Consider the following 12,013-nt stretch of genomic DNA (forward strand, 5'->3'; position numbering starts at 1 on the left):
AGACAGCTATTGGTGCGTAAATTCGCCTTGCCTACAGGATGTAGGTACCTTAGCGAGAGCAGGACGCGGAAGCGGTGTTTTCCCTAAAACTTGCTGGCTAGACAAGGAAAAAACTAAGTTGTGCTTTAGCAACAATGAGTTGGAACATTCCTTATCCAAACCTCAGGTTAAATAACGTCATTTTTTCTTTATAGAGTTCCAGTATCCAAGATAATAGCATGCAGTAAAAGCTTGACCTGAACTAAGGTTTAGGAATTAGGGTTCTGCGTAAATCAATAATAATCAAGGAACATCAATGGAGAATAGCTCTGCAATTGAGCGGTTAAAGCGCTTTACACCTTTAGTTTGGGTAATGCTTGTTGGTAACTTTTTCGTTCGCGCTAGTTACTACATGGTATGGCCTTTTTTGGCTGTTATTCTTTACGAAAATTATGGGCTGAGTGCAACAGAGATTGGTTTATTGCTGACTGTGTCAGCGACTTTCGCGGTATTTTTGGGGTTTTATACGGGGAATCTCGCTGACCGCTTCGGTCGCACCAAAATGCTCTACACGGCAGTGTTTGTTGGTGTGATTTCTTTTTCACTGTTGGCTGTGACTGAGTCGTTGTGGCTGTTTGCAACCTCAGTGTTTTTAGCTTGTCTACCTAGGACGCTCTGGGATGCGCCTAGTAAAGCGTTACTTACTGAAGAACTTGGCGACGCAAAAGACAGAGAGCTTGCACTGCATTTACTCTATTTTCTCGTGAATGTGGGGGCGGCTTTAGGACCATTGTACGGTCTATGGGCGGGTCTTAATGGAGAGCAGTTTAGCTTTATTTATACTGGTATTTCGTATATTGGTTTGTTGCTCGCGTTGCTTTACTTTAGACCTAAACTGAGTGAAGCGCAGACTTTCGCTATGCAATCTGCCGCTCAGTCGGTACCCAAGTTTGCAAAGTGGCTGAGTATCTTACGAAAAGATAAAGTCTTTTTAATTGTGCTAATCGCGACTACTTTAGTGTATTTGGTTTATGCGCAATGCGACTCTAGCCTAGTGCAGTATTTGACGCGTGCAGAGGTCCCCGATCTAGCTTGGCTAATTTCTAGCTTAATCATCGCCAATTCTAGTGTGATCATCGTGTGTCAGTTTCCATTACTACATCTGATGCGCAATTGGCGTATTGAAAATAGGCTTTATGCGGGTGGCGGGATATTGATTATTTCACAAGTCATGATGGCCCTGAATGATGTGCAAAATATCTGGGGATGGATTGCAGCCATGATGGTGTTGAGTCTGAGCGAAGCGATTATGTTTACTAACATCAATGTCTATATTGACAGGTTGGCACCAGATAACCTGAAAGCTAGCTATTTTGGTGCTGCTGGCTTGTGTTCATTAGGGTATGCACTGGCGCCCATTTTAGGCGGGCTTATTTTAGATTTTTACTCCGGTATGATGCTGTTTATCATCATGAGCTTAGTATCTATCACCGCACTTGGGTTTTATCGCATTGCTGAGCTGAAGCCCAAGACAACGGCTGAAGCGATATAGCTTAGCTAACTCGGTGACCTGAAAAGGGTCACCGTTTAATTATCTGTAGCAAAGGCTAGTTACTTTATTTCCCCGCCATTTTTTGCAAGTAACCCAGACGTTGACGCTCGGCAGCCGAGGGCTGATATGGGCGCTTCTCCAGTGCGTCAAAGTAGAAATCAGTGATGTGGTATTCGGTTATTTTGCTATCACCAAACTGCGCAAGCTCTCCGGGCATTGGCGACATTCTCTCAATCACAAATGTCTTTAACGTGAATTGCGATGGACCGGATTTAGCTGAAAAAGGAGCAAGCACCGACTGGTGTGCTTTTAAGTTGAATACCTGATTCCCTTCGCTTAACTTTTGTTTTTTAACCAAATGACTGATTGGTGTGCCATCGCGAGTAAATAGGTTTGCGCGAATACGATAAGTACCACTTTGCTTTACTTCAAGCTGCAATGGAATTATCAAGTCTGCTTGCTCGGGGTAAGGTGTAGCAATGGCGAGCAGTGTAGCGCTGGGTTGGTAATAGCGGATACTTGCCGTTAATGCAACAGCCTTAGCTGAGCTTGGCTTAGCACGCACGACGACATTCAGCTCTTGAGGCCATGTTGTCTCGCCATCAATTGCACCAAGCCAAATACCATCAGACTCTTTGAGGCGGGTGGTGGATAAGGTTTGCTGTGATGTAGGATCAAGTATCGTTGCGGCTGCATTAGAAAATTGACTACCAGATAAACTTATCTCGATAGTAGCGGGGTGCACAAAGCGATATTGATTCAGCGACAAAGACACCTGTTCGTTGTTTTCTTCAATTGGCATTTCGATGGCATAAAAATGATTTGGATTGAGCCTATCAAAATCACCTTTGCCAAGGGGCTGTGAATAAGGAGGTAAAGAAATACTATACTCATAATGTGCCGCAGCTGTTTGCGCAGCTTGTGCCAGTGGTAGTGATTCAACCAGTGATTGTTTTTGTGCTATCGCAGTTTTAGGTGTATTGGGTTGCGTTGTTGGTGGTGTCAAAATAGGTGTGGTGACTTGTGGTGCTGTAAACTCAGGTGAGGGCTGAGCTTCGCGCTGCAAGGCAAAATAGCCCGTAATGATACAGGCCACAATAACAATGACACTAATCAACAAAAACTTTTTCATAGCAATACTCGGTGAATACAAGGAACTGCATGGTGCAGTTCCTTGGGTATAGAAATTAGCAAAATAACCGTTAAGTTACAGTGAGTTTAGTACTAATTGTGAAAAACTTTGTGAGTTAGACTCGCTAACATAACGATAAGTTTTTTTCCAAAACCAGCTACCCGTTGTTTCTTCGTAGGTGTTGTAGCTAATTGTTTTATAACCTGCGTTAAACTGCGTACGAGCCGCTGTTACTTTGCCTTGGTATCCAGCATCTGGCAGGTTACCGTGGCTATATTCCGCGCTCATTAGTAATGGGTAGTGGTATGGCATAAAGTTAGTTACGGCATCATCTTGAGAGGCTAACTGACCGTTGATAGCAACGCTTGTACTACAACTACCAAAGTCACCTTTTGTCGATGCACCACAAGAAGAGTGTGTTGATACAACACCATCATCATTACCTGGCAAGAAACCCGAAGTGAGGCCGTAGTAGTCGCTTGCGTCAGCGACGAAACGTAGGCGAGGTGCGTTGTCACTTGGGTATTGAGCAACTTGTCGTGCGTTATTTACTTTTAAATCCCACATGATACCAAACTCTTCAGGCATGCTGCCAAGCCATGCCTCAACCGCTTGACGAGTTAGTTCACCGACTACACCACCAGAAGTCGCAGCGTTGATAGCAGTGTCTGCGAGTTCGCTTCCGCCACCCGCACCTGCAAGGTCAAAAGTAGCAACAATATTAAGTGGTTGAAGGCCCGCATTTTCAAGCCAAGTTGCCTGGTTATCTAAGATATAGCGCGCGACTAAATCACCCGTTGAGTGGGTAACAAAGACACAGCCTGGATTACAAGTGCCATTTTCTGCAAATGCTTTTAGCTTTGGCCAAATATAATCTGTTGCGATTTTGCCTTGCAAGCGCTCATAAGAAGGCCAATCAATACGCTCATCACCGTGGTTTATCCAAAAAGATGACCAGTATTCTTCACCCTCAAGCTCGACATTGGTACTGTTAGGGCGGTTAAGTTGGTCCGCTTGAAAGCCATGAATTAGAATTGTTTTATATTCAGCGGCCTGCGCGGGGGTTGCAAGTGCAGCGCCTGTTAGTAACGCAGAAAGTGCAGCAGTGTATACAAAGTTAGTTTTCATTGTCTAAGTCCTTTAAAGCGCCAAGTGTCACATCTATGGTCGGCCTACAACAAAATTCCCCACTTTGTTTAATCGTCAATTCGGGAAACTATAGGCCTCACACAACTACTTTCACTACTACTGAAACGCATCTTTGTTAGTATATTATGTGGCGTGAGAAACTATTCCCACGCCGGTCTAAAAAGCTAAAATCACGCCATTTCAGGGTTGTTATGGAGTTCAGATAGCAGGTTCAGGGTTTTCTCGCTGCGGTTTACAAATGGGTTAGTCTCATCCCATACATAGCCCGCAAGCACAGAAGTGATTTGGCTCTTAATTTTTTCAGGCTTGTTGTCTGAGAAAAATAGGCGGCGCAAACGTCCGTCGTACCAGCCTTCAATGTAGGTGCGCATGACAGCAATTCCTTTAAGCATATGCGCTTCATAATCTTGCTGCCAATCTGCTTCCTCGCCATTTAACTGAGTGACAATGAGATCAGCGGCGCGCGCGCCTGACTCAATCGCAAACATAACACCGGCTGAAAATACAGGGTCAATAAATTCACTGGCGTTACCCGTTAGTACAAAGTTCTTGCCGAACAGTTGTTTAATACCTTTTGAGTAGCCTTTGATCTCCTTTGGCTCCATACACAGCGCCATTCCGTCCAACATTGCTGAGGCATGTTGATCGCGAGCAAGGTAGGTTAAAAAGCGCGCTTTAGCATCGCCCTGGGCACTTTCCAAATACTCAGGGTTACCAACAAATCCGACTGAAACACGACCGTCAGAGAAAGGTATTAACCAAACCCATACATCCTCTTCGTGAACTAGAATCGTTACTTTATTGTTTTCAGCCCCAGTCTCTATGCCATCAGCAGGTTTAAATTGCGCAAACAAAGTTGCCCGAGTCGGCGCTGATGAAGGTTCATTTAAATCAAGCAGGTTTGCGAGTACTCGGCCATAGCCGCTGGAGTCAACAACGAATTTGGCTTGGATTTCCTGCACATCACCGGCCTCATTGACTACCTTAATGATAGGCTCTTCTAGATCCATGTTGGCATCTACTACAGAAGTGCCAAATTCGATAGGGGCACCCATTTTTTGCACTTCTTCAGCCAGTACATTGTCAAAGTCATCTCTCGGTACTTGCCATGTCCATGTCCAGCCATCGGTGTAATTTTTAGAGAAATCGAAAAACTCTTGGAAGTCATCTTGTTTAAAATTTGCACCGATTTTTTTTTGGTAATTGCGTGCGACTAACGCATCCATAAATCCAGCATCTTCCAGGTGCTGCATACTTTGTGGTAGAAGACTTTCACCGATGACGTAGCGTGGAAAGTGGCTACGTTCAACGATCTTCACGGTTAATCCTGCTTGAATTAGCTTTGCAGCGGTCATTGTCCCAGCAGGTCCAGCGCCGATAATAAGTACATCTACATTTTCCTTAGCCATTTTGTAATTCCTTAATCATATATTGTGAGAAAATGTGGCAATTAATTGATCCTAGAGTGAAGAGGGGAGTTCCCTTTAATGCCTCACTCTAGAGAACCTAATTTAACATTATATTAACCAGTAAAATGTTAAAGAGTGTTCATAATTTCTGACATTTTTATTAAGTCTTCTGGTGTTTTTACCCAACTGTTATGCGACCCTTTCATGGTGAACACTTGAACTTGACTGGGTTGTATTACTTCTTCGATAAGATTTTGATTCTTATCAAGGTATTGGTTGATTATATGACTGGAAAGTTGCAACTCTAGGCTATCTGACTGAGTCACTTCAACTGCACAACCGGCGCTAAATAGCGTCACCTTTGCGGTGCTAGAAAATGCTGGATCATTTTGATAGTTGTAATTAATTCTATCGGGCTCAAGATGACTAAACTCTGGATGTAGAGCAAAAACTTCATCGTGCATCGCGGCATAGTCAAAGCAAGGGTCGACGAACACGAGATGTTCGACTGTATCCCCCTCATTTTGCAGCAGTTTGGCAACCTCAAGTGCCAGCGTTGCGCCAAAACTCCAACCAAAAATCCGATAAGGACCACTAGGCTTTAGCTTTTTAAGATGAATAGCATACTGCAACGCCAATGTTTGGAACTGATAATAGTCATAGGCGAGCGAACCCTTTGGTTTTTCCTGTGCGGCATAGATGTTATTGAAGCAATAACAAGGCGCGGAAATCTTGGGAGCAATGGATTGCAAGTAACTCTCTGCACCACCGCCACCCGGAGGGAAGAAAAACCATTCAATAGGGGCGTCGGCTTCATTCACCAATATGCCGATCTCAATATCGCTTAGGGTTTTTATACCTTGGGGGTTTGCGGCTGTAATCGAATGTGAAACGACAGCTCGAAGGGCAGCATCGAACTGCTCTACGAATGCGGTGGTTTGCGTCTCATCTAACTGACTTGCAATGCTCACTTGCAGTTTCATTTGACGCACTTCGGCATTAACGATGAGTGCCATTTCATCCTGATTATCCTTGCTGCTGGCATCGCCTGAGTGTGCATTTAGCATTCGTATGCCCTGATCTTGTGCATCATTGTTGCTATCAAGTTGTCCCAAGTAATTAAAGCTAACTTTAGGTAACTGATTGAAGGAAAAGTCCCCTCGCCTGACCAATTCGCTGAAGCCTAGCCCTTTATCTGGAATGGCACGAAGCGTTTCTTTGCTTTGAATAATCAGCGTCGATAAATCCGCGTCATTTTTCAGGGCAACCGGAAACATACTAGTAAACCAGCCTAGTGTTCTTGAGGTATCAATATGGTCACTCAGATGTTCTCGGCCGTGACCTTCTAACGTGAGGTGGCAATAGTTTGTAGCAAAGGTATTGCACCAAGCCCGAGTAAACGCACTCATTAAGAGATCATTGATTTCTGTGTTGAACCCAGCAGGAGCAAGGCGTAGCAATTGCTCCGTAAGCTGAGTATCAAATTGATGCGTAAGACGCTGTTGTGATTTACCGTAAGGTATGTTTTGTTGTGTGCTTAGCACGTTTTGCCAATACGGTATTTGTTGTTCAAAAGGATGCTGGGCCACAACGTCTGACCATTGGCGATAACTGCTGGTTTTGTCGCTTAAGGTGTCGCCTTGCAGCAAGCGACTTAAGTCTTCGACCAAAATACGCCACGAAACACCATCAATAACAAGGTGATGAACGATAAGTACAAGCCTAGTTAGCGGCGTATCATCGCTGAGTAAAACCGGTTGCCACAAAGCACCTGAACCGAGTTCAAAACGGGCGTGTATTTTACTCAACGCCAGACCGGTTTGCTGCTCATCAAGCCCCGAGGTGTCCAGATGGATAAGCTTTGGTGTTGGACAAGCAGCAACACTTTGATATTGGGATTGCCAAACTTCGGTTTTGCTAAACTGAGCGCGCAACATGTCATGTTGTTGATGCAGCTGCGCAAGTGCACGCTCCAAAGTATCCAGCGCGGTATTGTGCGGAAGTGCGAGCATGATCGACTGATTAAAGTGCGCTTTATGGCGGTAATGGGAGTTGAGGAACCATTGCTGGATAGGTAATAACTGGATTTCTCCGCTGAGCTCACCTTGTTCAGCCTCGATTTCTACCTGTTCATTATTTGCCAAAAATGCACAAAGCGCTTCTAGGGTTGGATACGTAAATATGTCTTTGGTCGACAGCGAATAGCCAGCACGTTTGAGAGCCGACATGAGCTGAATGCTCATAATGGAGTCACCTCCGATATGGAAGAAGTTATCTTCTAAGCCAATTTGCTTAATCCCCAATACAGCACACCAGATTTTAGCGATATGCTTTTGCTGTTCTGTGCTTGGAGCATGGTGAGTCTCAGTTTGGCTAAAGTCGGGCTGCGGTAGTGCTCGGGCATCAATCTTGCCATTAACCGTAACGGGTAGGGCGTCTAATGTGACGTAAGCACTTGGCAGCATATAACTCGGTAGCATGTGAGAGAGTGTTTGCTTGAGCTTTGCCTCATCTAGTGACTCAGTATTTGCCATGACCAAGTAGGCCACGATACGTTTAACCCCATCTTGTTCACTGACGTTTACAAATGCAGTATGAATTTGCGGTTGTTGCTTAATTGCAGTTTCAATCTCGCCAAGTTCGATGCGGTAACCACGAATTTTCACCTGAAAATCATTACGACCAACATACTCTAATAAGCCATCTTCACGCCATTTAACCAAATCTCCCGTTTTATACATTTTGTTCCAACCGCTTGCGAGATACCTATCCGATGCGAACGGATTAACTAAGAATGCTTGCTCGGTTAAATCTGACCGGTGTAAATAGCGTCTTGCCATACCCGCGCCGCCAATATAAAGCTCTCCTGCCACGCCCGGTGGAAGTATTTTGCCAGCAGGTGACAACACGTAAGCAGATTTGTTTGCAATAGCGCGGCCAATAGGTGCACCGTGATTTACAGTGTTGAGTAAGCAGCAAGTCGCATAAACGGTGGTCTCTGTTGGGCCATAGGCGTGGTAAAGCATCAGCTCTGGCGCTTGATGCTTTACTCGCTCAACCATAGCTAAGTCGACTGCCTCTCCACCAAAATTAATCTGTTTAAGTCCGGCGTGTAAGAAGAAGTCTTCGTTAGCTAAACGATTAAATAGCGCAGTGGTTACAAAACACGTATCAATCTGCTGTGCTTGGCAGTATTCAATCAGTCGTTCTGGATCAAGTTGAGTCTGTTTATCTATCAGGTGTAGTGCTGCGCCATTACTGAGTGTGACAAAGCAGTCAAAAATAAACGCGTCGAAGCTAATACTCGATAAGCTAAGGACCTTGTTCAGTTGTGTGGGATCGATAAAGTGGTCGTCAGTGGCATAGTTTAATAGTGCCTCATGGTTGATTTCTACGCCTTTGGGGTTGCCTGTGGTGCCAGAGGTATAGATAATATAAGCCAAATCAGACGGGCTCACCGATACCGCTTGGTCTAAGCTTGTTTCCTCCATGGGGGCATCGCTGAGTACGTGTGTCAGTGAGGCAAGTGTTGTACTCGCAACTCTATCCATTAATCCCGATTGGGTGACCACGATTTTCGCACCACAGTCCTTGGCAATATATTCAATCCTTGAGTCAGGAAATTCTGGTGATACAGGAACATAACCACCGCCTGCTTTAAGAATAGCGAGGATCGCAACGATAGAATCCAACTGTTTTTCATGCAGCAATAAGACTGGGAAATCACCTTGATACTCGTTGCCGTAAACCTCAGCCTTAATCACCAATAATTGCTGGGCAAGCAGGCAAGCCTGGCGGTTGAGTGCTTGATAGCTTAGTGCTTCATCTTGCCAGACCACTGCGGTTGCATCCGGGAATACGGCGACTTTTTCACTAAATAAGTCGTTGAAGTTCTCGAAGCCACATGACTGGCGCTCGGTTTCATTCCACTCGTTGAGAATACGGGCCTTTTCCACTGTATTAGCAATTTCAATGTGCTGATGAGGTAAGTGAATATTGTTAGCGACTTGCTTAAGGATCAGTAGCAGTTGAGATTGCAGTTGTACGGCACGTGCTGGCGAAAGCAAGCTGGCATCGTACATCAGCTCAAGTTGCAGCTCTCCTTGCTCTTTTGCTATCAATGCAAGTGGGTATTCAACTTGCTCTGGTGCGGCGTCAAACTGCCAACGAGCTTGTTGTGCCTCTGCTTGTTCATTTTCAAGGCTTGGGTAGTTTTCGAAAACGACTAGGCTTTGGAATAGCCGATTACCACCTTGTTGCAGTGACGCAAGTGACACATTCGCATGGCTATTTAAGTCCAAAATGGCAGTTTGGATCTTCTCGAGCTGCTGCGAGATGGTGGCATCTGTAGGCCAAGTAAGATAAAGCGGTAGCGTATTGATGTAGGCACCAACGCTTTGCTCTATGCCGTCAACTGGTAAGTCACGACCTGCGATAGTTGTACCTACTAAAGTAAATTCGTCGCGAGTATAGATTTGGATAAGCTTATGCCAGGCAAATTGGACCGCAGCATTAAGCGTGACAGAATGTTGCTGACATGCTTGCTGCAACTTACTTAACGTCTCGCGTGGTAGAGCAAAATGCAGCGTTTGCGGATCATGATTATGACGGAGCGTTTCTAAATCTGTTGAGTGACTAAACAGGGTGTTAAGATCGTTTGCTTGTGATAAATCAGCGACATGATATTGCCAAAATGCTTTGGTGGCGGCCTGATTATCTCTTAGGTAAGCATGGGCATCTAAATAGGCGTTATCCACCTGTAAAACAGGTTCTCGACCTTGTAGTAATTGCGTATAGTTCTGGTGAACGGTCTGCATAACTAGCGGGCCACTCCAGCCATCACAAATGCTGTGATGCTCTGTTTTTATTAGGTGATAATGCGCTTCACCGCGTTTTACCAAATGCAGTGTAAATAACCCAGGTCTGGCAAAATTAAATGGCTGATTTAGTACTTGGTTTGCAAGCTTTTCTATGTGTGTTTGTTGTTCTGCTTTTGAGTATTGACTGATATCAATCACGCTAAAGTTATCTTCATCAACACAGGTGTGATCCACGATAAGTTGCAGCATGGTTTCTTCAACATCAAAAGCACAGCGCAGCGCTGGATATTGCAGCGAGGTTAGTTGCCACGCTCGACAGTAAAGCGCAGTGTCAATTTTATCGAAATACTGCATTTGTGACTGCACACGATAGGCGGTATCTTCTGGATTATTAAGCTGGTGGAAGATAAAACCTTGCTGCAAGTTTGTTGCGGGATAAACCGCAGCTAGGTCGTAACGTGTGTGCAGTGCATCTAAGTGGGCAAAGCTGACGCCTGTCAGGTTATAGTCGCTCGGCGTTTGTTTGGCGCCAAGCGCTTTGGTATGTAATGCCGTGTCCAGCACCGCTTGTAGACTGGCAGTGAACTGACTTTGGAATAGGGCAAATTCGGTTTCAGACAATGTCGTGGTGCAATTTAAGACAAGCTGACCATGAATAATAGCGGCGTTGATATCAAGAACGTAATGACCGTTATTTTCGCTTGCGACTGGTTGACCTGTAATGGCTTCAGTTAAGTAGAAGTCACCACTGGGTTGCTGCGTTTTTGTGCCACCGATTTGGCCTAAATAGTTGAATGCAACGGTTGGTAAAGTACCCGTCACTTGTTTGGAAAAATAGAATTGACCGAAACCAACGCCATTGTCTGGCAATTTACGCAGCTGCTCTTTGGCATTGACGATAGCGCTTTCGAGACTAGAGCCCGCATGGAGTGCCAGTGGATATAATGACGTAAACCAGCCTACGGTACGAGAATGATCTATATCTTCGGCGATGTGTTCACGACCGTGTCCTTCAAGCGCAATAACCTGGTCATTACTACCAGTGATATGAGCGAGAGTTAGTGAAAGCGCGGCGACGATAAGGTCTCGAGGCTCTGTGTGGTATCCTTGATTAGCGTCAAACAGCAGCGTTTGTGTAAATGCAGAGTCAAGTTTAATCACTTGATTTGTCGGTGTGTTCTTCGCCGTTAAGTGTGTTTGACAAGTATCAAGTACTTCCTGCCAGTAGTTAATTTGTTCGGCTTGAACATGTGCATATTGTGCTAAGGTCTCAACCCATTGACGATAGCTTGAGGTTTTTTGCGCCAATTTTTTGCCTTGATAAAGGCTATTTAAGTCCTCAATTAGGATCCGCCAAGAGACAAAGTCAATGATCAGGTGGTGGAAGGCCAGTACCAATACATCTTGGCTTTGGCGTTTGACACGAATTGGCTGCCATAAAGGGCCTGAATTTAACGCAAACTGTGACTGCAAGCGGGTTAATTGCTTGGCAAGCTCGTCGTCATTGAGTGTGTCTGCATCAAGTTTAACTAGAGGCGCCATGGTATTATTTTGTTGGTACTGCTGGGTAATGTGCGCCGTCTTTTGATTGAACACAAGGCGTAGCACATCATGTTGCTCAGCAAGCTCAGACAATAGCTCAACTAATCTCTCATCACTGATTGCGCTGGGCATTACAGTGGCAAAAGTTTGGGCAAAGTGTGCGGGGTTAGCAAACTGATTTGCGAAGAACCACTGCTGGATAGGCAGCAGATCGAACTCGCCTTCAAGCTGGCCTTGTTCGGCTTTTATCGTAAGCTTCTTGTCGCCATTCGCACTGATAAGCTTTGCCAGCCGCGCGGGAGTTGGGGCGGCAAATATCTCTTTAACTTGTACCGTTAATCCTGCTTCTCTTAAACGTGAAACTAACTGAATACTGACAATTGAATCGCCGCCGATTTGGAAGAAATTATCTTCAATACCCACTTGCTCA

General features: G+C 45.0%; 5 protein-coding genes. 1 reads left to right on the forward strand and 4 read right to left on the reverse strand.

Going from position 1 to position 12,013, the window contains the following annotated elements; genetic code table 11:
* Window positions 1-295 precede the first annotated feature (295 nt).
* Window positions 296-1,531, forward strand: a complete 1,236-nt coding sequence (locus tag CWC03_RS16320; RefSeq protein ID WP_138582779.1) for an MDR family MFS transporter — start codon at window positions 296-298, stop codon at window positions 1,529-1,531.
* A gap of 64 nt (window positions 1,532-1,595) precedes the next feature.
* On the opposite strand, the gene CWC03_RS16325 is transcribed toward CWC03_RS16320, so the two are convergent.
* From CWC03_RS16325 to CWC03_RS16340, 4 genes are all read right to left on the reverse strand, one after another.
* Complete coding sequence (locus CWC03_RS16325) at window positions 1,596-2,663, reverse strand: hypothetical protein (protein ID WP_138582780.1); 1,068 nt, start codon at window positions 2,661-2,663, stop codon at window positions 1,596-1,598.
* Window positions 2,664-2,738: 75 nt separating this feature from the next.
* Window positions 2,739-3,791, reverse strand: a complete 1,053-nt coding sequence (locus CWC03_RS16330) for a hypothetical protein (protein ID WP_138582781.1) — start codon at window positions 3,789-3,791, stop codon at window positions 2,739-2,741.
* Window positions 3,792-3,982: 191 nt separating this feature from the next.
* Entirely contained in the window at window positions 3,983-5,221 is a 1,239-nt protein-coding gene (locus tag CWC03_RS16335) for an NAD(P)/FAD-dependent oxidoreductase (RefSeq protein ID WP_138582782.1), read from the reverse strand.
* 128 nt (window positions 5,222-5,349) lie between these two features.
* Window positions 5,350-12,006, reverse strand: coding sequence for a non-ribosomal peptide synthetase (locus CWC03_RS16340; protein ID WP_249314055.1), 6,657 nt, complete (start codon window positions 12,004-12,006; stop codon window positions 5,350-5,352).
* Window positions 12,007-12,013: the final 7 nt, after the last annotated feature.

It is taken from the genome of Pseudoalteromonas sp. S2755, assembly GCF_005886535.1.
In the GTDB taxonomy this organism is placed as follows: Bacteria; Pseudomonadota; Gammaproteobacteria; order Enterobacterales; family Alteromonadaceae; genus Pseudoalteromonas.